This window comes from Pseudomonas sp. TE31087 (assembly GCF_057284075.1).
Genome location: NZ_JBXVNN010000001.1, coordinates 5,004,254 through 5,027,775, shown reverse-complemented (window position 1 = coordinate 5,027,775; position 23,522 = coordinate 5,004,254). Strand labels below are relative to the sequence as shown.

Sequence of the window (23,522 nt, the reverse complement as noted above, 5' to 3'; positions counted from 1 at the left end):
CAATACCTGTGGGAGCGGCCTTGCCGAGGCGTCGGACCGGTCGGAAAGGGCCGCAAAGCGGCCGCGGCGATTACGAAGACAGGTACGACGACCGGGTCAACCCCAACCGCAACGCATCAAGGAACTGCGTGCGCTCGCGGGCGGTAATCCGGGCGCTGGCCACCTTGTCGCGGTAGTGAGTCATCAACTCCTCCGGCGACAGGTGCACGTAGCGCAGCATGTCCTCGATGGTGTCGTGGGTCTCGATACCGGCGTGGTACACGCTGCCGTCGGCGTTCTGGTAGATGTTCACCGAGTCGGTGTCACCGAACAGGTTGTGCATGTCGCCGAGGATCTCCTGGTACGCGCCCACCAGGAACACGCCCAGCAAGTAGTCCTCGCCTTCCTTGACCGCGTGCACCGGCATGCTGGTCTCGATGCTCTGCTCGTCGACGTACTGGTTGATCTTGCCGTCGGAGTCACAGGTCAAATCCTGCAGCACGGCGCGGCGCAGCGGCTCCTCGTCCAGGCGGTGCAGCGGGATGATCGGCAGCACCTGGCCGATGGCCCAGGTGTCGGGCAGGCTCTGGAACACCGAGAAGTTGCAGATGTACTTGTCGGCCAGCTTGTCGTTCAGCTCATCCAGCACCTGGCGGTGCGAGCGCTGGCGGGCCTTGAGCGAGTTGTGCAGGCGGCGGCACACGGCGAAGTAGCACTGCTCGGCCAAGGCCTTTTCGGCCAGGGTCAGCTTGCCGTCGGCGTACTGCGCGGCCACGTCGCCCATGTAGTGGGTGGCGCGCCAGTAGGTCTCGGTGACCATCTCGATGTCGGTGGGGCCGAGCAGGTCGGCCAGCCACTGCACGGTCTCGGGCAGCGACGCCTTGTTCTCGATGGTCGGCATCTCGTCGTTGTGGCTCTCGACGTCGGTCACCTGGATCACCAGCATGGCGTGGTGCGCGGTCAGCGAGCGGCCACTCTCGGAGAAGATGTGCGGGTGCGGCAGGCCCTGCGCGTCGCAGAACTCCTTGAGCATCCCGACGACCACGCCGGCGTAGTCATCCATGTCGTAGTTGATCGAGCTGGCGTTGCGCGAGTGGGTACCGTCGTAGTCCACGCCCAGGCCGCCGCCGACGTCGATGTGATCGACCGGCAGGCCCAGGGCGCGCAGCTCGCCGTAGTAGCGGATGGCTTCCTTGAAACCGTGCTGGTAGTCGGCCAGGTTGGCGATCTGCGAACCCATGTGGAAGTGCAGCAGGCGGATGCCCTGGTCGAGCCCTGCGTCACGGAAACGCTGCACCACCGAGATCAGCTGGGCGGCGGACAGGCCAAACTTGGACTTCTCGCCGCCGGTGTCGGCCCACTTGCTCGAGGCCAGCGACGACAGGCGCACACGCAGGCCGACCTGTGGCTTGACCTTCAACTCCGCGGCTTCCTCGATCACCAGGGCGACCTCGGATTCCTTCTCGATGACGATGAACACGTTGTGGCCGAGCTTCTGGCCCATCAGCGCCAGGCGGATGAACTCGCGGTCCTTGTAGCCGTTGCAGACGATGGTGCCGCCCTTCGGCGCCAGCGCCAGCACCGCCAGCAGCTCGGGCTTGGAGCCGGCTTCCAGGCCGATGGAGACGTTCTGGGTGGCGATGATGTTCTCGACCACCGCTTCCTGCTGGTTGACCTTGATCGGGTACAGCGCGGTGTACTGGCTCTGGTATTCCAGGCGCGCGATGTTGGCGTCGAAGGCGCCGGTCAGCTGACGCACGCGGTCCTGCAGGATATCGGGGAAACGGACCAGCAGCGGCAGCGACAGACCGCTCTGGCGCAGCTCCTGAACCTGCTCGAACAGGTCGATCGGCGCGCTGTCCGGGCCGTTGGGGCGCACTTCGACGCGCCCGGCCTCATTGATGGCGAAATAACCAGCGCCCCAATGGCGGATGCCATAAACACTGCGGCTGTCGGCCACGGTCCATTGGCTACCATCGTCTTTGCGTGTGCGTCGTACGGACATTCAAGTCCCCTATAGATAAGTCCAAGACACTGCCCCATCAGGTGTCGGGCGCAGTGTAGAAGCTGAAAATGACGAATCGTCCGTGCCCCCGGATAGACCCTGGCCACGGCATCGAGTTTAGAAAGCGCTGGGCGAAAAGTCGCGCGACGGCCTCAGCCGCCGGATTTTTTCGCCTTGAAGCCCTGTTTGATCAGCTCGCCGAGCAACAGTTCGACATGGTCGCCCTGAATCTCGATGACCCCATCCTTGAGCGCGCCGCCGGTGCCGCAACGACGCTTGAGCGTGCTGGCGAGCTCCTTGAGCTGTTCGAGGGGCAGCGGCACGCCGGTGATGGTGGTCACGGTCTTGCCGCCGCGACCTTTGCTTTCACGACGCACACGGGCAATGCCATCGCCTTCGGGGATGACCTGCTGCTTGCAGATGCAGGCGTCCACCGTCTGGCCACAGTCGGGACAGTGCCGACCGGCGTCGGTGGAATATACGAGACCGCCAAGGGCGGCGAAGGAAGAAGCTTTCTTGGCCACTTTTGTTCCTCTGTGCCGAGGACAAAAAACTGGTCGACGGGTGTCGACCGCGAAGCCCCACTCTGGCAGGGGCGGCGCTACTGCCGCAAGGTCCTGCGACAGCCCGAAAAGGGCGCGCAGTGTAACGATAATTCTGCCTGTTGCTAAGTACAGGATTGCGCCATTTTACGAATGTTTTGCGACCTGGCTCATTGCGGCGCTACAACCTTGCCCGCGAGCTCGAACCTGGAGCCTGCAGCGAGGGCGCCTTGCTCCAACACCCGGTAACGATTCGTTTATGGCAATGACAGGAGCAGCCGCCATAGTACGGACTTCGCCAGCCCTCATGCAGGAGACCGTCCAATGAGTATTCCCGCCGTCAGCGCATTCATTGCCCGCTGGCACGAACTGCGCCTGGCTCCGCCCATGGCCTGGCAGGTGACCCAGGACAGCCACAACCAAGTCCTGGCATTGCTGGGCAGGCTGCCGCCAGGCTACCGGCGCCAGGGCGATTGCGCGGTCCACGAGACCGCGACCGTCGAACCGGGCGCAGTCCTGAAAGGCCCGATCATCATTGGCGCGGGTTGCTTCGTGGCCGCCGGGGCCTACCTGCGGGGCGGGGTCTACCTGGGCAGCCAGTGCGTCGTCGGCCCGAGCTGCGAGCTGAAAAGCAGCTTCATGCTCGACGGCAGCAAGCTGGCGCACTTCAACTTCGTCGGCGACTCGTTGATCGGCTCAACGGTCAATGTCGAAGCCGGCGCCATCATCGCCAACTATCGCAACGAGCTGGACGGCGCCCCCATCCGGATTCGCCACGGCGAGGGGGTCATGGAGACAGCGGTCAGCAAATTCGGCGCACTGGTCGGCGACGGCTGCAAGATCGGGGCAAACGCCGTTATCGCGCCTGGCGCACTCCTGCAACCGGGTACACAGGTGCCGCGCCTCGGGCTGATCGACCAGTACGCCTACAACTGAACACGGGCCTTGTAGCGCTCCGGGCTTGCGCCATTTCACGAAAAATTTGCGACCTCTATCGCGGGGCAAGCCCGCTCCCACGAAATAAGTGCTATTACGTGGGAGCGGGCTTGCCCCGCGATCGGTCAGATCAGGCCAGCCTGGTATCGCTGCAACGCCACCAACGAGTCGGGGCAGTACGGCAGCTTTGCGCTTTCGGCCTGGGCCTGCTCGACGCTGATGAACCGCGCCTCGATGACCTCCTCGGGCTGCAAGCGCAGCGGCCCGTCCCACACCGCCGAATACACCGCGCACCACAAGCGGTTGCCCGGCTGCTCGAAGTAGAAGGTCTCGTGAAAACCCAACTCGACGCCGCTCACCCCTAGCTCCTCGGCAAGCTCCCGCGCCGCCGATTCGGCGTAGGACTCCTGCACCCCGACCATGCCGCCGGCCGCCACATCCCAGTAACCGGGATACAGCGCCTTGCTCAGGGTGCGCCGGTGCACGCACAGCTCACCCGCGCCGTTGAACAGCAAAATGAACGTGCAGCGCCCGATCAGGCCGCGCTCGCGCAGCTCGGCCCGTGGCAGGGCACCGAGCAGTTGGTCATGCTCATCGACCCAGGCCACCAGCTCGGCGTCGGAGGCCGCGCGGTGCGCGACCTCGGCAGGATTGGTCGGCATATCAGCCCTGGGACAGCAGTTGGCGCAGGTCGATGACCGCGGCGTTGGCCCGGGAGATGTAGTTGGCCATCACCAGCGAGTGGTTGGCCCACATGCCGAAGCCGCTACCGTTGAGCACCATCGGGCTCCACAGCGCTTCCTGCGAGGCTTCCAGCTCGCGGATGATCTGCCGCACGCTGACCGTGGCGTTCTTCTTCGCCAGCACGTCGGCGAAGTCGACCTCGATGGCGCGCAGCAGGTGCGACAGCGCCCAAGCCTGGCCGCGGGCTTCGTAGAACACGTTGTCGATCTGCAGCCATGGGGTCTCGACCACTTCCTCGTCGACCTGCGGCGCCTGGCCGGGGGCCACGGTCTCGGTCTTCAGGGTGTTGTTCAGCTTGACCCGGCCGACGCTGGCCGACAGGCGTTGCGACAGCGAGCCCAGGCGGGTGGCCACGTCGCCCAGCCAGTTGTTCAGGTTGTCGGCGCGGGTGTAGAAGATCGCGCCCTGGTCACCCTTGGCCAGACGAGTCTGGTAACGGTTCAGCGACTTGATGCCCTCTTCGAACTCCGACTCGCTGGACGGCAGGATCCAGCTCTTGTTATCGAAGTTGAAACGCGGCTCGGCCTTGGCCAGGTCGGCGTCCTCGGTCGATTGCGACTGAGAGCGGGCGAAGTCCTTGCGCAGGGCGCGGGACAGGTCACGTACCTGGACCAGCACGCCGTATTCCCAGCTCGGCATGTTGTCCATCCACAGCCCTGGCGGGAAGCGGTCGTTGGAGATGTAGCCGCCCGGTTTGTCGAGCAAGGTGCCGGCGACGGTCTTGAGGGTCTCGACGGTGGTGTAGCCGATGACCATCTGCTGGCCGTTGCGCTCGGCGGCGGCCTGGGCACTCTGCTGCACCGGGAACAGCTCGGGCTCCTGGCTCCAGTACCAGCCCAGGCCGATGCACACCAGCAGGTAGAGGCCGATCAAGGTGCCCAGGGCACGGCTCCAGAGGCCACCGAGGTAGCTACGGGTGGCGGCGCCGCGGGTTTCGACCCGCTCACGGGGCTCGGCCTTGGCCTCGCGGTTTTTCCAATCCAGCATGGCATTGTCCTTAATCAGTCACGAACGGTTCAGGGCTTGGACCACAGGCCTCGGCCAGGGTGCCACGACAAGCCCGCATGCCAGCACTATAAAGCAGACGCCGCCATTCGTATAAGCGACCATCGGGTCGGCAACTGAATGACGGTCCCTGAACACTTTGTTGACCCCAGGCACTCGCTTGTCGGAAAAGCAGTGCTAGCATAGAGCCATCATTGAACCTGCGCCCTCCCACTCATAAGTAGTCAGGACATGACCCAGCCAGCCGAGCCGAGCCACGAACGCCTCAAGCAGCACTTTGCCCAGCGGGTGATCCACCAGGCCCGGCAGATCCTCGAGATCTGGCAGCGCCTGCAGCGTGGCGAGTGGTCCAGCGGCGACCTGGGCGAACTGTGCGAGGCCAACCTGCGCCTGCAGCGCTACGCCGAACGTTTCGAGCAACCCGAGCACGGCAGCCTGTCGACGGCCATCGGCCAGACCCTGCGCGCCATCGAGGCCAACAGCGCGCGGCTCAATTCCGAGCTGATCAGCGAACTCAACCGCCTGATGCAGCGCCTGTCGCGCACCGGCCTGCGCAAGGGCGACCAGCTCGACAACGTGCCACTGCCGCCGCTGCGCAAACCGGTGTACATCGTCCTGCAGGACCACGACCGCGCCGAGCGCCTGGCCCAGCAACTGGAGTTCTTTGGCCTGACCGTGCAGGCGCTGTGCAGCGCCGAGGCGTTCCAGGCGTCGATGAGCGAGCGCCTGCCGTCGGCCATTGTCATGGACGTGGACTTCACCGGCAGCGGCATCGGCCTGCAACTGGCGGCCCAGGCCCAGCAGGGGCTGGAGCAGCCGGTGCCGCTGCTGTTCTTCTGCCTGCACGAGACCGACACCCCGACCCGCCTGGCCGCCGTGCGCGCCGGCGGCCAGGAGTTCCTCACTGGCACCCTGGACGCGTCCAGCCTGCTGGAGAAGCTCGAGCTGCTGACCAGCGCCACCCAGTACGACCCGTTCCGCGTGCTGGTGATCGACGACTCCCGCGCCCAAGCCCTGCACACCGAGCGCCTGCTCAACAGCGCCGGGATCATCACCCGCACCCTGACCGAGCCGATCCGCACCATGAGCGAGCTGGCCGACTTCCAGCCCGACTTGATCATCCTCGATATGTACATGCCCGAGTGCACCGGCCCGGAGCTGGCCAAGGTGATCCGCCACAACGACCGCTACGTCAGCGTGCCGATCATCTACCTGTCGGCCGAGGACGACCTGGACAAGCAGCTCGACGCCATGAGCGAAGGCGGCGACGACTTCCTCACCAAGCCGATCCGCTCGCGGCACCTGGTGACCACCGTGCGCAACCGCGCCGCCCGCGCCCGCCACCTCAAGGCGCGGATGGTGCGCGACAGCCTCACCGGGCTGTACAACCACACCCATATCCTGCAACTGCTCGAGGACTGCAGCTTCCGCGCCCGCCGCGAAGCGCAGCCGCTGAGCTTCGCCATGCTCGACATCGACCACTTCAAGAAGATCAACGACCGCCACGGGCACCCCATGGGTGACCGGGTGATCAAGAGCCTGGCGCTGTTCCTCAAGCAGCGCCTGCGCAAGACCGACTTCATCGGCCGCTACGGCGGCGAGGAGTTCGCCATCGTCATGCCCAACACCGCGCTGGAGGCGGCGCACAAGGTGCTCGACGAGATCCGCCGGCGCTTCGCCGAGATCCATTACCCAGCGCAGCCGCATGACCTGCAGTGCACCTTCAGCGCCGGGGTGGTGCAGCTGGACGACAGCCTCGATGCGCTGACCATGGCCAGTGCGGCGGACGAGGCGCTGTACCGGGCCAAGCATGCCGGGCGCAACTGCGTGGTCAGGGTCGAGCCGTAGCCGCTGACATGGGCCGCTCTCATGGAAAACTCGTAACCAATTGATTTAACTCGATTCTGTAGGAGCGGCCTTTGCGCCGCGAGAGGGTTGCGCAGCGGCCCCAGGTTCTGAGCCACCCTCGAAATTGCCGGGGCTGCTGCGCAGCCCTTTCGCGGCACAAGGCCGCTCCTACAGAGAGCAACCGGCAAACAATACCGGCACTGTGCCACTTTTTTATGGCGCCAACCCTCCGTCGTCATCACCCCGTCACAAAATCGCAATAACTTCAGGCCCCGACCTCTCCACTCCCCCTCCGCAGGAAGTTCGCGGCTATGCGCCTGAAGTGGCTGACCAATTTCAACACCCTGTTGCTGGTGACCGTGTGTATCGCCCTGGGCGCGACCCTGTGGTGGTCGCAACGCGCCCTGGAACGTCCCTACCAACTGATGGAGCGCTACCTGGGCCTGTCCCAGCAGTTCCAGAATGACGCCGCCCGCAATATCCAGGCCTACCTGGGCAGCGGCGACGCCCTGCGCCATGCCGCGGCGATGGAGGCCAACAAACAGTTGCAGGCCGCCCTGGCCGAATGGCCGCAGGAGCTGTCGGCCAAGCTGCGCCCGAGCCTCGACAGCCTGCAGGGCTTCACCGCCAACGAACTGCTCGCCGCCGGCAAGCTGGCCGGCGATCCCCAGGCCCTGCTGCTGCAGGCCGAGCGGGAGCTGGGGGCGAACCTCGAGCAACTGGCCGGCTACGCCCGCGACAGCGCCAGCAGCGACGCCGGCCGCTACCTGACGCCGCTGCTGGAGGCCTCGCTGCACCTGGGCCGGTTGTCCCTGGCCCGCGACAAGCTGGTCAGCAGCGGCCGCGCCGAACTGGCCGCCGAGGTAGAACGCGAACTGCAACAGATCGCCGCCCAGGCACAGGCCATCGACAGCATGCCGCTGCTGGGGGTGACCCGCGCCGCCGAATCCAACGCCGACGACTTCGCCGCGATGATGGGCCTGGAGTCCCAGGCCAGCAGCCAGCAGGAGGATGTGGCCGTGGGCCTCAAGCGCGAGCTGCACAGCCTGCTCGGCCGCTACCCCGGCGAACTGCAACGCACCCGCGAGCAGATCGAGCGCCGCGCCGCCCTGGCCGCCAGCACCGGCGAGCGCCTGGAGGCGGTGCAGCAGGCCATCGCTGGCCTCGAGCCCGAGGTGCGCGGCCTGCACGCCACCATCGCCGGCGAGGTGCGCCTGATCCAGGGCCTGATGATCGGCCTGATCCTGCTGATCGCCCTGCTGATCGACACCCTGCAGCGCCGCCTGGCACGCACCCTGACCAGCCTGGCGCCAGCACTGTCGCGCTGGGCCGAGGGCGACTTCGCCCAGGCCATCGCCCTGGGCCGCACCAACCGCGAGCTGCACGACATCCAGGAATCGCTGAACCGCCTGCGCCAGTACCTGGTGGAGCTGGTCGGCACCATCCGCCACAACGCCGAACAGGTGGCCGGCAGCAGCCATGCCCTGGCTGGCATGAGCAGCGCCCTGCACGACGGCGCCGAGCGCCAGGCCGGCGACACGGCGCAGATCCGCGACGCCCTGGGTGAGCTGGAGGCGACCATCCAGCAGGTGGCCGGCGATGCCAGCGCCGCCGCCGAGGCCAGCCGCGATGCCGGTCGGGCCGTGGAGCAGGGCCAGACGGTGATCGGCCAGAGCCTGTCCGGCCTGCGTTCGCTGGTCGACGAGGTGCAGGGCAACGCGCGGATGATCGAGCAACTGGCGGAAGAGTCGGCGACCATCGGCGGCGTGCTCACGGTGATCCGGGCGATTGCCGAGCAGACCAACCTGCTGGCCCTCAACGCCGCCATCGAAGCGGCCCGGGCCGGCGAGATGGGCCGTGGCTTCGCCGTGGTCGCGGATGAAGTGCGCTCGCTGGCCCAGCGCACCACCGGCGCCACCGGTGAGATCCAGGCACTGATCGACCGCCTGCAGCAGGCCGCCCGCAGTTCGGTGGACGGCATGCGCACTCAGCTGGAGCACGCCGAGGCCACCGCCAACCAGGCGCAGTCGGCCGATGGCGCGCTGGACGCGATCGTCAGCGCCATCCGCACCATTGCCGACACGGCGGTGCGGATCGCCGATGTGACCGCGCAGCAGACCGGCGCGGTGAGCGAGATCCGCGATCACAGCGAGCGGATTCATGAGCTGGGTGAGGACAACTTGCAAAGGATTGGCGAAGGGCGTGAGCAGGGCGAGCAGTTGCTCAAGCTGGGGGGAGAGTTGAATACGGCGGTGCGGGCGTTCCGGCTCTAGCCATCTGCTTGATGGGGCTGCTTCGCAGCCCATCGCGGCACAAGGCCGCTCTCATGGAACAAAACATAATTCTCTGATCTGACTGGGGCAGCGTGGGAGCGGGCTTGCCCCGCGATGCGGCGTTTGGCACCGGCTACGCCGGTGATCGCGGGGCAAGCCCGCTCCCACGCTGGAACTCTGTTCCCTGCGCGACAGCGTAGCCCGGAGGGCTGGGTGATCTCCTACAGGGTTCGCGCATCTCTGTAGGAGCGGCCTTGTGCCGCGATGGGCCGCAAAGCGGCCCCAATCTCGACCAACTCCGCTATCATGCCGCCACGTTCCACCTCGCGAGTCCGCCATGCGCCGCCTGTTTTTCCTGCTGTTCCTGCTGCTGGCCAGCCCCGTCTTCGCCACGGGCCTGCTCGACAACCGCCCCAGCGCCACCCTCGGCGCCGCCTCCAACAGCGCCGACTTCCTGCCGGTGCACGAAGCCTTCAAGCTCAGCCTGGTCCAGGCCGATGCCCAGACCGTCAAGCTGCGCTTCGTCGCCACCGACGGCTACTACCTCTACCGCCACCGCTTCCAGTTCCGTACCGAGCCCGCGGATATCCGCCTGGGCGCGCCGAACATCCCCAAGGGCGAGGCCAAGCACGACGAGTTCTTCGGCGATGTCGAGGTCTATCACGGCGTGCTCGACATCGAGCTGCCACGCAACGACCCACGCACCTTCACCCTGCTGGTGGGCTACCAGGGCTGCGCCGACAAGGGCCTGTGCTATCCGCCGGAAACCGCGCGGCTGAGCATCGACGGCCAAGGCGCCCCGCTGCCGGCAACCGCCGAGCAGGGCTGGACCTGGAAATCGCTGCTGCTGTTCTTCCTCGCCGGGGTCGGCCTGACCTTCACCCCGTGCGTGCTGCCGATGCTGCCGATCCTTTCCGGCGTGGTCCTGCGCGGCCAGATCGGCGGCCTGCGCGGGCTGTCGCTGTCACTGGCCTACGTGCTGCCGATGGCGGCCAGCTTCGCCGTGCTCGGCGCGCTGATGGGCCTGTTCGGCGCCGGCCTGAACCTGCAGGCGCGCCTGCAATCGGCCTGGGTGCTGGTGCCGTTTGCCGCGTTCTTCGTGCTGTTCGCCCTGGCCATGTTCGGCCTGTTCGACATCAAGCTCCCACAGGCCCTGAGCAGCCGCCTGGACAACCTCGCCCACCGCACCAAAGGTGGCTCGCTGCTCGGCGCGGCGGTGCTCGGCGTGCTCTCCAGCCTGCTGGTCTCGCCCTGCGTGTCGGCGCCGCTGGCCGGCGCCTTGCTGTACATCAGCGCCAGCGGTGACGCCCTGGGCGGCGCGCTGAAACTGTTCGCCCTGGGCCTGGGCATGGGCGCGCCGCTGTTGCTGGTGGCCACCGGCGGCGCGGCCTGGCTGCCAAAGAGCGGGCCATGGATGAACACGGTGAAGAACGCCATCGGCGTGCTGCTGCTGGGCCTGGCCATCGGCCTGCTCAGCCGCGTGCTGCCGGGGCCGGCCACCCTGCTGCTGGTCGGCCTGCTGGCCGCCGGCGTGGCGCTGTTCCTCGGCGCCCTGGAGTTCGTGGTCAAGACCCCACGCCAGCGCCTGGCACAACTGCTGGGCCTGGCGCTGCTGGTGTACGCCCTGGCCTGCTGGTATGGCGCCCTGAGCGGCCAGGGCGACCCGCTGCGCCCGCTGCCGCCACCAGTCGCGGCCAGCGGCGTCGCGCCGACCAAGGCCGACGCCTGGCAGACCCTTACCACCCCCGCCGCCCTCGACGCCGCCCTGGCCGAGGCCAAGGCCGCCGGCCAGCCGGTGCTGCTCGACTGGTACGCCGACTGGTGCATCAGCTGCAAGGTGATCGAGCACGAAGTGCTCAATGCGCCGCAAGTCCAGCCGCAACTGGGCGCCTTCCGCCTGCTGCGCTTCGATATCACCGAGAGCAACGCCGAACAACGCGCCCTGCTCGACCGCTACCGGCTGTTCGGCCCTCCCGCGCTGATGTTCTTTGCCGCGAACGGCAGCGAAATGACCACCGATCGGGTCATCGGCGAGATAAACGCCGGCGATTTCGCCCAGGTATTGACGCGCGTGCGCGGCCAACTCGGGCTATAACTTCCCGCGTCCAGTGAAAAAACCCCGCAGCGGTGACCAGACTTAATCATCTGGTCACATACTTTGCGCGAATCTCGGACATCGTGCTGGCTATTGCCGGGAACTGGACACTCAGCGCCGCTTGCGGCATAGTCGCCGCGCTATGTCGAATTGCCCTACAAAACCAAGGAATCGCAGATGGCAACCCTACTGGTGCTGCACGGCCCCAACCTGAACCTGCTCGGGACCCGCGAACCGGGCCACTATGGCGCCGCCACCCTGGCCCAGATCAATCAGGACCTGGAGCAGCGCGCCCGCGCCGCCGGCCACCATCTGCAATACCTGCAGAGCAATGCCGAATACGAATTGATCGACCGCATCCATGCCGCGCGTAACGAAGGCGTGGACTTCATCCTGATCAATCCGGCCGCTTTCACCCACACCAGCGTCGCATTACGTGACGCATTGCTCGCGGTGAGCATCCCATTCATCGAAGTGCACCTCTCGAACGTGCACAAGCGTGAACCGTTCCGCCACCACTCCTACTTTTCCGATGTTGCCGTAGGGGTGATCTGCGGTCTCGGTGCCACCGGTTACCGGCTGGCCCTGGAGTCCGCGCTGGAACACCTGGCTGCCAACGCACAGCCCTGATGACACAAGGCCTTGGTCCCTTCGGGCCGAGGCTCATGAAGAAACGTTTTCGACACGTTTTAAAAATACGTCCCCGACCGAACCTTGGGAGTTGATGATTAATGGATATCCGTAAAGTCAAGAAGCTGATCGAACTGCTGGAAGAGTCTGGCATCGACGAACTGGAGATCAAGGAAGGCGAAGAGTCCGTTCGCATCAGCCGTCACAGCAAGACCCCGGCCGGCGCCCAGTACTTCGCCGCCCCGGCCCCGATGGCCGCTCCGGTTGCCGCTGCTGCACCTGTTGCCGCCGCCGCTCCAGCCGCTGAAGCCGCTGCCGCTGCTCCGGCCCTGAAAGGCACCGTGGTTCGCTCGCCAATGGTCGGTACCTTCTACCGCAAGCCTTCGCCAACTTCGCCAAACTACGCCGAAGTCGGCCAGGCCGTGAAGAAAGGCGACACCCTGTGCATCGTCGAAGCCATGAAGATGATGAACCACATCGAATCCGACATCGGCGGTGTGATCGACGCCATCCTCGTGGAAGACGGCCAGCCGGTTGAGTACGACCAGCCGCTGTTCACCATCGTTTGATTCGCGGAGAACCAACGATGTCTGGGAAACTTGAAAAAGTCCTGATCGCCAACCGTGGGGAAATTGCCCTGCGGATCCTGCGTGCCTGCAAAGAGCTGGGCATCAAGACCGTCGCCGTGCACTCCACCGCCGACCGTGAACTGATGCACCTGGGCCTGGCAGACGAGTCGGTCTGCATCGGCCCTGCATCGTCCAAGGACTCCTACCTGCACATCCCGGCGATCATCGCCGCCGCCGAAGTGACAGGTGCCACCGCCATCCACCCAGGCTACGGCTTCCTCGCGGAAAACGCCGATTTTGCCGAGCAGGTGGAAAATTCCGGCTACATCTTCATCGGCCCGAAAGCCGACACCATTCGCCTGATGGGCGACAAGGTGTCGGCCAAGGACGCGATGATCAAGTCGGGCGTACCGACCGTGCCGGGCTCCGACGGCCCGCTGCCGGAAGACCCGGAAACCGCGCTGGCGATCGCCCGCGAGGTCGGTTACCCGGTGATCATCAAGGCCGCCGGCGGCGGCGGTGGTCGCGGCATGCGTGTGGTGCACAAGGAAGAAGACCTGATCGAATCGGCCAAGCTGACCCGTACCGAAGCCGGTGCCGCGTTCGGCAACCCGATGGTCTACCTGGAGAAGTTCCTGACCAACCCACGTCACGTGGAAGTCCAGGTACTGTCCGACGGCCAGGGCAACGCCGTGCACCTGGGCGACCGTGACTGCTCGCTGCAGCGCCGTCACCAGAAGGTCCTGGAAGAAGCCCCGGCCCCGGGCATCGACGAGAAGGCCCGTCAGGAAGTCTTCAAGCGTTGCGTCGACGCGTGCATCGAGATCGGCTACCGCGGTGCCGGTACCTTCGAGTTCCTGTACGAGAACGGCCGCTTCTACTTCATCGAGATGAACACCCGCGTCCAGGTCGAGCACCCGGTTTCGGAAATGGTCACCGGCATCGACATCGTCAAGGAGATGCTGAGCATCGCCGCTGGCAACAAGCTGTCGTTCCGCCAGGAAGACGTGGTGATCCGCGGTCACTCGCTGGAGTGCCGGATCAACGCCGAAGACCCGAAGAAGTTCATCCCGAGCCCAGGCAAGGTGAAGCACTTCCACGCCCCGGGCGGCAACGGCGTGCGCGTCGATTCGCACCTGTACAGCGGCTACTCGGTTCCGCCGAACTACGATTCGTTGATCGGCAAGCTGATCACCTACGGCAAGGACCGCGACGAAGCCATGGCGCGCATGCGCAATGCCCTGGACGAGATCGTCGTCGACGGCATCAAGACCAACATCCCACTGCACCGCGACCTGGTGCGTGATGAAGGTTTCTGCAAAGGCGGCGTCAACATCCACTACCTCGAGCACAAACTGGCCAACCAGGAGTGATCGCGTTAGCGTGATGAAAAAGCCCCGGCCCCGTGCCGGGGTTTTTTATTGCCCTTCAAAAGGCCTGTTCGATCGCTTTCATGGAACAAAACATAATTCCTTGATTTGACTAAGGCAGCGTGGGAGCGGGCTTGCCCCGCGATCACCGGCGAAGCCGGTGCCATACACCGCTTCGCGGGGCAAGCCCGCTCCCACGCTGGTGATGCTGGCAACTTTGTTCCCTGCGCGACAGCGCAACCCGCAAGGGCTGGGTGATCTCTTACAGGTATTGCGCATGGTTCAGGCCATACGGTCGCCCCAGCAACCCAATGGAACCCCGCGCAAACCCGCACAGTCCACCGATCAGGCCCACCTCCCGAGGCCTCACAAGGAGACTCCCATGAAAGGCACTGCGCTATCCGCCCTGTTCGCGGCCGCCACCCTGCTGGCCTCGCCTGTGTTCGCCGCCGACGACCTGTGCGCCATGAACCTGCAGAAGATCGACGACAGCATGGCCACCGCCGGCGCCACCTCCGAAGGCCTGGACAAGGCCATCACCGAGCATGTGGACCAGGCCAAGGCCGCCCAGGCAAAAGGCGATACCAAGGAATGCATCGCCATCACCAGCAAGGTGCTCGAGCGCCTGGAGAAGACCGAGAAAGGCAGTGGCTCGGCCGGCGGCAGCGGGACCTGAGCCCTGCGCGAATGCGGGCGGTGGAACCATCAGTCGACGCCGCCCGCGTAAGCGCGTATACTCGGCCTTGCGTGCTGAAAAGCGCGTTCAGCTAGAGCTGAGTGTGGGGCCGATTAGGATTCGACGCCGGTAGCGAAACTCTAGGTGCATGCCGAGTTGGTAACAGAACTCGTAAATCCACTGTTGCAACTTTCTATAGTTGCCAATGACGATAACTACGGCCAGGAGTTCAAAGCTGCTTTCGCAGCTTAAGAGCCTGAGTCTCTGGTAGCTTCGGCTCCAGCAATCATCAGGGGATGCCTGTAAACCCGAAATGATTGTCATACAGAACAGGATCGTCGTGCAGCACGTTGGGGGCGAAGCGACTAAAACTTACCCAACTCATCCAAAGCACCCTGCCCGTCGGGCGGCTGCGGATTAAATCAGTAGACACGGCTAAGCATGTAGTACCGACAGCGGAGTACTGGCGGACGGGGGTTCAAATCCCCCCGGCTCCACCAAATGATCAAACAAAGACGTCCACGGACGTCTTTTTTTGTGCCTGTAACTCACCAAAATCAATGACTTACAACGCTTTTGAGGGCCATAGTGGTTTTTTGAGTTCCAGACGGTTTGGTATCCCAGGTGGTATCCCGGGCTACCCGGTGCTATTTTTAGGATACCAAAACGGTGCCGGAGGTAGCTCTCATGCCTACTCAAGCAACCCGTCTCTCCGACCGCCAGCTGAAGGCGGTCAAGGCAACTGGTAAAGATTTCGTCCTCAGCGATGGTGACGGCCTACAGCTTCGCGTCAGAGCCAGCGGCTCGATGATGTGGAACTTCAATTACCGCGAGCCATTGACCAGAAGCCGTATCAATATGGCACTCGGTCCTTACCCCGACCTCTCACTAGCCAATGCTCGGAAAAAAGCTGTCGAGGCGCGCGAGCTGCTTGCCCTGGGTATTGATCCCAAGGTCCAACGTGATGAGGTAAGGCAAGCCAAGCTTGCTGAGACCGAGCACACCTTCGAGAAGGTGGCCACCGCCTGGTTCGAGCTGAAGAAAGACTCGGTAACCCCCGCCTACGCTGAGGACATTTGGCGATCGCTCACGCTGCACGTGCTCCCCGATTTGAAGACAACGCCGCTTTCCGAAATCAGCGCCCCGATGGTCATCAAAATCCTCCGCCCAATCGAGGCGAAAGGAAGCCTGGAGACTGTGAAGCGGTTGAGCCAACGACTCAACGAGATCATGACCTATGGGGTGAACGCCGGCCTGATACACGCGAATCCGCTCAATGGAATTCGTGCTGTATTTAGGAAGCCGAAGAAAGAAAACATGGCTGCTCTTCCACCAGATGAGCTCCCCGAGCTCATGCTGGAAATCGCGAACGCCAGTATCAAACGCACCACCCGATGCCTGATCGAATGGCAGTTGCACACGATGACTCGCCCCGCCGAGGCGGCGACTACTCGCTGGGCAGATATTGATTTTGAAAGGCGTGTCTGGACCATCCCTCCGGAGCGAATGAAAAAGCGCCGCCCACACAGCATCCCGTTGAGTGATCAAGCAGTCGCGCTGCTGCAATCACTAAAAACTCACAGCGGCCATCGCGAATACGTCTTCCCGTCAGACAGAAATCCGCGTACCCACGCCAACAGCCAGACTGCCAACATGGCGTTGAAACGCATGGGGTTCCAGGATCGCTTGGTCAGCCACGGCCTGCGCTCGATGGCCAGCACCATTTTGAATGAGCATGGGTGGGATCCGGAGCTCATCGAAGTCGCACTAGCTCACGTAGACAAGGATGAGGTGCGCAGTGCTTACAACCGAGCCGACTACATCGAGCGCCGGCGTCCGATGATGGCTTGGTGGAGTGAGTACATCCTGAAAGCCGCGACCGGCAACCTGCTCGCCTCAGCATATGGCCAAGTCAGAGACAAGAACGTAGTGCCGATCCGCTGACCCGGCTACAAGCGCAAGCTGACTGTTTTGGCGACAGCGGCGACAACGGCGCTACACGTTGAAACACGTGGGGTACAGAATGGCGACTGGTATAGCGACCGTCGCCAATTCTCCGTTTGCTCTGCGCTTTTCAGGCAAAGCCCCTGAGCATGGGAAGGCTCCGCATTCCCATGCTCAGGGGCTCGCATCAACAAGGCGACAAACGGCCCGTCGTCCACTCACCACCACTCACGGCTACCACTTTCCGCTATCGAATTTTGGCGCAATGAGCGGTGCCTAACTTGATTGACCCAGCCATACCACCGGCGCTAGAAAGAAGCCTCGAAGCGCTGCCGTTGGCAGCACCCAGGTGGCCCGAACCTTCAAGGTCACGCCGCTTCATGCGGTGGTTCTCCCAAGGGCGATTAGCATCCGGCAGCTCGCCCGGTCACCTTCCCGGTGATGGGTGCTCTTTAACCTCATGGCCCTCGTGCGCCAGCTACACCGTACTGCGCTGTCCTGCAGCAATCTAATCGCTTGGCCGATTCTTGCGCCAACTTGCGCCCGTCTCTTTTTCCAGAAAAGAGACGGGCGCTCCTGACACTGCTGCAGCCCTGATCGCACAAGGCTTTGCGGCAATCCCCCTCGTGACAATCGGCGTGACAAACGCCGATGTCACCAGCAACAGCGCTGTAGATGATGGTGCCGCAGACCAAGGAATGGACTGCACCTGACTGACAGTCAGGCATGCCCCGGTCATCGCATTGCTGCTTGCACATGGCTCAGGATCTTCAGGTACTGGTCTCGTCAGCCAGTGCTGCCTCCACCCGCCCACCGGTAACGGTGTTCAGGAGGCCAGATCATGAGATGCCCTTGCTCCCGGTCGTAAGGAGCCGCCAGTCCCGCGTCAGTGGACATCCTCACAGGTCGCAGGGGCCTTGATCCCTGATAACACTCAGCATTCTTGGCGGGATGACGTGAGGGAGAGATCGGTAATTAATGGAGGACGGCTATGCAACTGCGCGAAGTACAAGGGCCACCACGCCCCTTGTTGGAACAGCAGATTAGGCCCCTACCCTACCCGGTCGAGGCGCTGGGCGATTTATTGGGTCCTGCCGTGGAGCGCATGGCCGATGTGATCGGCGTGCCCTGCGCCATGGCCGCGCAATCTGTTCTAGCCACGGCAGCGTTGGCGAGCCAGGCGCACGCCAATGTTCACCTCGACGGCCGAATTTATCCGTTGTCGCTGTACTTGCTGACGGTGGCTTGCTCGGGTGATCGCAAAAGCGCGGTGGACCATATTGCACTTCAGACCGTACGCGACTGGGAAAGACAGCAGTGGATCGCCTATGGCGAACAGCTCAAAGCGCACCGAGCTGCAATGAGCCTCACCGCGAAGTCACCGACCTCGAAAAAGTCAGCACAGCTAGCGCTGGACGCCCAACCTGAACCCGTCCAACCGAGACTGCTAACTGCTGAGCCGACCATTGAGGGCCTGGTCAAAAGCCTGTGCCACGGCTTGCCCAGCATGGGGCTGTTCAGCGATGAGGGCGGGCAGTTTTTGGGCGGCAGCACCATGAGCAAGGACAACATGATCAAGGCGGTCACTCACTTGTCGACGCTATGGGACGGTAGCCCGATTGATCGGTCGCGCGCGATGACTGGAGAAAGTCTGCGTGCCTATGATCGCCGCCTCAGCATGCACTTGATGCTTCAACCCCGCCTGGCAGACCGCTTGCTGCAGGACGCTGATATCAAAGACCAGGGCATCCTGGGACGCTGTCTGATCAGTTGGCCGGAGCGTCTGGTTGGACAACGGCTGTACAAAGCCATCGACCTGACCCGAGATGCAAAGGTGCACCTGTACCAGCAGCGCATTGCCGCGCTGATGCAGAAGCCTTGGTCACGCCATAAAGACGGTGGACTCAACCCTTTCACCCTAGAGTTGAGTCCCCGCGCCCGTGAGGCCTGGATTGCCATTCACGACACCATTGAATGCGAATCCGGGGAGTTCGGCGAACTGGTCAATGTACAAGCGGCTGCGGGCAAAGCTGCCGCGAACGTTTTGCGTATGGCTGGTGTGATGGCGGTGGTTGAAGAATCGACTGTATTGGAAGAAGTGCACATTCAGCGCGCCTCTACTCTGATGGATTACTACCTGGCCGAGAACCAACGACTGACTGAACAGGAACCACTAAATAAGCTTCGCGCAGAGGCCGATTGCCTGCTGCGCTGGTTGGTGCAGAAGAATTGGCCTCCTTTCAACATCCGTGACCTCACGCGCAAAGGCCCTCGCTTTGCCCGTAAAAGCACCCCACACACTGCCGCGTTGCTGGTGGTATTGATTGATCATCGGTGGCTGAACACCGACGGAAAGACATTCGAGGTGCGCCATGTTTCGCCTCACTGAGGCCGTACGCCGCTATCGGGCGCAACATAACTTGCTGACCGAGTTACGGTGTGTCGCCGCCACCGTCACCACTTTGTCGCCACGTGCCAATCCAGATACGGCGGGGGTTGTCGCCAGTGTCGCCACTGTCGCCACTCCAACATCCGAGTCAATCGACCTCGCTCGGCTCATCGAGCAGTTGCAAAAAGAAGGGGCGTTGCTGCAACACAGCGAAAACGCCCTTCTCATCCGCCCAGCAAATTGGGGACAGTTGGACACCATCGAGCCCCACTGGAAAGCCCTGCTGCTGCTCCTACAAACCAACGATCAAGGTGGAGACAATGGCGCTGGTAGGTCGGCGTGACGGTCGCAACTTTGGCTACGGTCGCCAACTGAGCTACGCCGGTCGGCAGGCATTGGACGATCTGTTTGCCGGCGGCCACTTCGCCACCGTCAAAGCACACAGCGATCGCTGGCAAGCCTTCGTACGATGGTGCCGATCGGAGGAAGGCCCCGGTTACAACGATGCACGCCAGATTGATCGACAGACGTTGCAGGACTACGTCGCATACCTGGGTCAGCAGATCCAGCAAGGTGAACTGTGCATCGCCACCGCGCAAAACCGCCTGAGCAGCGTTAACCGCACCCTCGCAGCGCTGCGCGGTGATCAGAACGTGAGAATCATCAGTCCGAGTCAGGCGTTGGGGCGGCAGCGTTCCACATTACGCACGCGTGCACCGGATGGCCAAGACCATCAACAGGTGCAGCGAGTTTTGCGGGCGCTGGCTGAAAAGCAACACAATCGGGTGGCAGCGATTGTCATATTGGCCCGAACTACGGGTATGCGCCTCCGTGAGGCGATCCTGGCTGACTTGCCTCGACTGCACCGCGAAGCCGAGCACCTAGGTCGCATCAATATCCAGGACGGCACTAAAGGGGGCCGCTCAGGAGCTTCAGCGGCGCGCTGGATCATCGCAAATGATCAGGTGCAAGCAGCGGTACAGCTGGCGCGTGAAGCATCGCCGGCCGGCAGCCGAAACTTGCTTGCCTCCGACGAAAGCTACGCTGCATTCCTACAAAAGACCGTACTCCTCGCCCGCGAAACGCTGCACGCACACGGAATAAAGGGTTTCCATGAACTGCGAGCAGCTTTCGCCTGCGAACGTTATCAGCAACTCACTGGTCAGAAGGCGCCAGTCAATGGTGGTCAATGTGATCGGACTGGCCGCAGCCTCGATCAACGAGCGCGCAGACAGATCAGCCTTGAACTGGGTCATAACCGAATCGATGTAGTGTCAGCTTATATCGGGGGTTGGATATGACCAAGCCATACGACATTGCGCTGTTTTTGAGTGGCGTACTTACTGGATCAAGGGCAACGCAGCAACGGCATTTGCGCCAAGCCCGAATCATGCAAGTCGCTATCCAGCAGCGCTGGCAACGTGCCAATCCCTGGACATGGAAGCTCAAGCATTTCCGCTGGTTCCTTACGCAACACCTTAAATATCACTCCGATGCGAGTAAATATCATTACCGACTCACAGTTTTATTGATCAGCAAACGAATGGGGCGTGATGTGTCCTGCTGACTGCCACTCTGCCAAGTCTGATGATGTCCAGAACAGCGTATTTGTAGGAGAGTTCTTCATTCCCAAGCCCTCTAGCTTCCCTACACTGCCTGCTCACGGGACAGGCATCTGCTATGCCTAGCCCGCCGCGTAGGCCCGCTTGCCGGCAGAAATTCTTAGCTATGCTACAGCGCCGTAGCTAACCGCGCTCTGCCCCCCATCAATCATTTGCCGAGAGCGCTAGAAGCCAAGCACTGCGGTGGGTGAACCGTCTATCGCCCATCCGCTGGCGTACGCCTTCTGGCTAGCATTTGTCTGTTTATTTCAACACAAACATGCTAGTGTTGCGCTCCTATGACCAGTCCATTTTCCTATACCTTCCCAGCGATTCGCGGCGTCCAAGCGGGGCGTGAATATTACGTCTCCATGTGTCCGCTCCGACTACTAGCTAAGCTTTTCGTGTTTGACAACGAGGAGCTGATGCCCGAGCTACGAGCTCAACGCTCAATAAATCGCTCACGAATCCCTGAAATTGCGCGCTATATTGTCTCAAATTCCGGGAGCTATACCTTTTCAGCAATTACAGCCTCGATTGATGGGAAAGTCAGCTTCGATGCAGTAGGTGAAGATGATACCAATCATTATCGGATGGGAACATTGCAGGTCGATATGGATGCGAAGTTCATCGTTAATGATGGACAACATCGAAGAGCCGCTATTCAAATGGCAATCGAAGAGCGACCAGAGCTTGGAGATGAAACAATCGCCGTTGTGTTTTTTCACGACCGAGGGCTTGAGCGTTGCCAGCAAATGTTCGCTGATTTGAATCGTCATGCAATCAAGCCTTCTCCTTCACTGAATATCTTATACAATCACCGAAACGCTGCCGCCAGCCTTACTAAACACCTAGGACTAACATCTCCGGTGTTTAGAAACCTTATAGAGTCCGAACGATCTTCCCTATCAAAGCGGTCGCGAAAATTATTTACATTGAGCGCCCTTCATTTTGCAATACTTGAGATGTTGAATGAGGAAGAGCTTGAAGATTTCTCGGCTGCAGCAAAAAAGTGCAGTGAGTTCTGGGAAGCAGTGGGCGATCAGATTCCTGAATGGATATACGTTCGAGAAGGACGCATGACCGCCGGCGAGGTCAGACAAGACTTTATCCACTCGCACGCCATTGTCCTACAAGCATTAGGCCGAGTTGGAAAATCATTATATCAAACCAGCTCTGGAAGTTTAGATTTAAGATTAGCTCTAAAAAAGATCAGAGACATAGACTGGTCTCGCGCCAATGCGGCTACATGGGAGGGGCGCGCGATGATCGGTGGTCGAATGGCTAAGAACAGCCAAAATATCACTTTAACTTGCAACGAAATTAAGCGCTCAATTGGCCTTGCCTTGACGCCTGAAGAGCAAGCTATAGAAAGTGCTTTTACCGCTGCCCGGCAGTAACCTTAAAGAAACAAATCGGAAATAATTATGAGCACTTCTCCCGAGGCAATAGTTGAAGAGATTCAGAAGCTCTACTGCTCTGATGAATTGCCATGGATTGTCGGCTACAGCGGCGGCAAAGATTCTACCGCGTCTCTACAGTTGATTTGGACTGCAATCGCAGGCTTACCAGTTGAGAAACGATCGAAAGATATTCATGTAATAAGCACAGATACATTAGTTGAAAACCCGGTCATCGCAGCCTGGGTAGATTCATCGCTGCAGCGTATGAAGATTGAAGCCGAAATCCAGAATTTGCCAATACATCCTCATCGTCTCACACCGAGTATCGAAAATAGATTCTGGGTTAACTTGATTGGCAAAGGATATCCAGCTCCGCGAAATAGGTTTCGCTGGTGCACTGATCGCTTAAAGATTAGTGCGTCCACTCAATTCATTCAAGAATTATCAGAAGCTAATAATGAAGCCATTTTGGTTTTGGGCCAGCGTCGAGGCGAAAGTCAAGCGCGGGACAAGGTCATGGATCATTATAGCGGTAGTACAAGAGAGCGTCTAAGCCGAAATCGCGACCCCAAGCTTTCTCGGGTTTGGGTATACCTGCCGATTGAGACTTGGACTAGCGATGACGTTTGGATGTATGTTCTAACGCACGACAACCCTTGGAACCTTGATAACCAAGAGCTCTTTAGCATTTACAAAGGGGCAACTCCCGATGCTGAATGCCCTGTAGTGGTCGATAAATCTACACCGAGCTGCGGTGACAGCCGTTTCGGTTGCTACGTTTGCACTATGGTTTCCCAAGATAAATCAATGCATGCCATGATCCAGAACGATGATCAAAAATCCTGGATGCAACCAATATTAAACTTCCGAAACAACTATCTGAGCACAAACGACTGGGATTTCCGCGACTTCAAACGAATGAATGGCCGCGTAAAGCTTATGGGCAAAGGCGAAACCTCTGAACTAATTCATGGGCCGTATCTCCAAACTTACAGAGCAAAGCTACTTGAAGAGCTACTAAAGACCCAGCTCACAATACAAAATGCTAACATTCCAGGCCACAATAGCATTGAACTGATAACTCTAGAAGAACTCGATTCAATCCGTAGAATTTGGATTGAAGAGAAGGGCGAGATCGAGGATCTGGTACCACATATCTACAAAAACGTTTACGGTACGCCTTACCCAGGGAAAGCCGTGGAGTCGCATCCTTTAGACTCTGCAGATTTGGAGCTTCTAAAGGAAGTTGCGAATGAACTGGATCCCGATGCTAGCAGTCAACTTTATCAGTTAACTAGAAATTTGCTAGCTGTTCAATTCCAATCCATGCAAACACAAAAACGCTCTCAGCACCTTAACAGCTTAGAAGAAGTACTTAGAGCAAATGCGTTCAGAACTGAGCAAGAAGCACTCATCTTCGCCAGAAACAATATAGACGAAACTCAGGATGAATCAAGCGGTGAAGAGCCAGATTTAATTCCTGCAACAGCCATTGAAGCAGGTGATAACTAAT

At 61.3% G+C, this 23,522-nt stretch carries 19 protein-coding genes and 1 other RNA gene; 16 read left to right on the top strand and 4 right to left on the bottom strand.

Annotated elements, in window-relative coordinates; all coding sequences use genetic code 11:
• Positions 1–70: 70 nt before the first annotated feature.
• Both speA and ACZ899_RS22710 read right to left on the bottom strand, forming a co-directional pair.
• Positions 71–1,984 (bottom strand): arginine decarboxylase, encoded by a 1,914-nt coding sequence (speA, locus tag ACZ899_RS22715; protein WP_186714976.1) that lies wholly within the window; start codon positions 1,982–1,984, stop codon positions 71–73.
• 152 nt (positions 1,985–2,136) lie between these two features.
• On the bottom strand, positions 2,137–2,508 hold the full coding sequence (locus ACZ899_RS22710; RefSeq protein WP_203650329.1) for a translation initiation factor Sui1: 372 nt from the start codon (positions 2,506–2,508) through the stop codon (positions 2,137–2,139).
• Between the two features lie 342 nt (positions 2,509–2,850).
• On the opposite strand from ACZ899_RS22710, the gene ACZ899_RS22705 reads away from it, so the two are divergent.
• Positions 2,851–3,462 (top strand): DapH/DapD/GlmU-related protein, encoded by a 612-nt coding sequence (locus tag ACZ899_RS22705; RefSeq protein ID WP_234562274.1) that lies wholly within the window; start codon positions 2,851–2,853, stop codon positions 3,460–3,462.
• 125 nt (positions 3,463–3,587) lie between these two features.
• On the opposite strand, the gene ACZ899_RS22700 is transcribed toward ACZ899_RS22705, so the two are convergent.
• Positions 3,588–4,124, bottom strand: coding sequence for an NUDIX hydrolase (locus tag ACZ899_RS22700; protein WP_203650325.1), 537 nt, complete (start codon positions 4,122–4,124; stop codon positions 3,588–3,590).
• Position 4,125: 1 nt separating this feature from the next.
• Entirely contained in the window at positions 4,126–5,193 is a 1,068-nt protein-coding gene (locus tag ACZ899_RS22695) for a DUF2333 family protein (protein ID WP_203650323.1), read from the bottom strand.
• Positions 5,194–5,442: 249 nt separating this feature from the next.
• Between ACZ899_RS22695 and ACZ899_RS22690 the strand changes: the two genes are divergently transcribed.
• The 15 genes from ACZ899_RS22690 to dndC all read left to right on the top strand — a co-directional run bounded on the left by ACZ899_RS22690 (position 5,443) and on the right by dndC (position 23,521).
• Positions 5,443–7,059, top strand: coding sequence for a diguanylate cyclase (locus ACZ899_RS22690; RefSeq protein ID WP_203650321.1), 1,617 nt, complete (start codon positions 5,443–5,445; stop codon positions 7,057–7,059).
• A 311-nt stretch (positions 7,060–7,370) separates the two neighbouring features.
• Positions 7,371–9,332 carry a methyl-accepting chemotaxis protein gene (locus ACZ899_RS22685; RefSeq protein WP_234562273.1) on the top strand — a complete coding sequence of 654 codons (1,962 nt, stop codon included), beginning with the start codon at positions 7,371–7,373 and terminating at the stop codon, positions 9,330–9,332.
• A gap of 337 nt (positions 9,333–9,669) precedes the next feature.
• Entirely contained in the window at positions 9,670–11,427 is a 1,758-nt protein-coding gene (locus tag ACZ899_RS22680; protein ID WP_234562674.1) for a protein-disulfide reductase DsbD, read from the top strand.
• Positions 11,428–11,604: 177 nt separating this feature from the next.
• A complete protein-coding gene (gene aroQ / locus ACZ899_RS22675) occupies positions 11,605–12,057 on the top strand; it encodes a type II 3-dehydroquinate dehydratase (protein WP_011535870.1) in 453 nt (150 codons plus the stop codon).
• A gap of 101 nt (positions 12,058–12,158) precedes the next feature.
• Positions 12,159–12,626, top strand: coding sequence for an acetyl-CoA carboxylase biotin carboxyl carrier protein (accB, locus tag ACZ899_RS22670; RefSeq protein WP_203650309.1), 468 nt, complete (start codon positions 12,159–12,161; stop codon positions 12,624–12,626).
• A 17-nt stretch (positions 12,627–12,643) separates the two neighbouring features.
• On the top strand, positions 12,644–13,999 hold the full coding sequence (gene accC, locus ACZ899_RS22665; protein ID WP_046854114.1) for an acetyl-CoA carboxylase biotin carboxylase subunit: 1,356 nt from the start codon (positions 12,644–12,646) through the stop codon (positions 13,997–13,999).
• Positions 14,000–14,378: 379 nt separating this feature from the next.
• A complete protein-coding gene (locus ACZ899_RS22660; protein WP_023631557.1) occupies positions 14,379–14,672 on the top strand; it encodes a hypothetical protein in 294 nt (97 codons plus the stop codon).
• Positions 14,673–14,777: 105 nt separating this feature from the next.
• Positions 14,778–15,172: a transfer-messenger RNA gene (gene ssrA / locus ACZ899_RS22655) on the top strand.
• Between the two features lie 187 nt (positions 15,173–15,359).
• Positions 15,360–16,616 (top strand): integrase domain-containing protein, encoded by a 1,257-nt coding sequence (locus tag ACZ899_RS22650; protein ID WP_234562673.1) that lies wholly within the window; start codon positions 15,360–15,362, stop codon positions 16,614–16,616.
• A 991-nt stretch (positions 16,617–17,607) separates the two neighbouring features.
• Positions 17,608–19,005, top strand: a complete 1,398-nt coding sequence (locus ACZ899_RS22645; RefSeq protein ID WP_234562672.1) for a YfjI family protein — start codon at positions 17,608–17,610, stop codon at positions 19,003–19,005.
• A complete protein-coding gene (locus ACZ899_RS22640; protein WP_234562671.1) occupies positions 18,989–19,348 on the top strand; it encodes a hypothetical protein in 360 nt (119 codons plus the stop codon). The genes ACZ899_RS22645 and ACZ899_RS22640 overlap by 17 nt, the downstream gene beginning before the upstream one ends.
• A complete protein-coding gene (locus tag ACZ899_RS22635; protein ID WP_234562670.1) occupies positions 19,326–20,306 on the top strand; it encodes an integrase domain-containing protein in 981 nt (326 codons plus the stop codon). The genes ACZ899_RS22640 and ACZ899_RS22635 overlap by 23 nt, the downstream gene beginning before the upstream one ends.
• Positions 20,303–20,572, top strand: coding sequence for a hypothetical protein (locus tag ACZ899_RS22630; RefSeq protein ID WP_234562669.1), 270 nt, complete (start codon positions 20,303–20,305; stop codon positions 20,570–20,572). Before ACZ899_RS22635 ends, ACZ899_RS22630 begins: the two co-directional genes overlap by 4 nt.
• Positions 20,573–20,905: 333 nt before the next feature.
• Positions 20,906–22,006, top strand: coding sequence for a DNA sulfur modification protein DndB (dndB, locus tag ACZ899_RS22625; protein ID WP_234562668.1), 1,101 nt, complete (start codon positions 20,906–20,908; stop codon positions 22,004–22,006).
• Positions 22,007–22,033: 27 nt separating this feature from the next.
• The gene (dndC, locus tag ACZ899_RS22620) at positions 22,034–23,521 is read left to right on the top strand and encodes a DNA phosphorothioation system sulfurtransferase DndC (RefSeq protein WP_234562667.1); all 1,488 of its coding nucleotides are present in this window, start codon (positions 22,034–22,036) and stop codon (positions 23,519–23,521) included.
• Position 23,522: the final 1 nt, after the last annotated feature.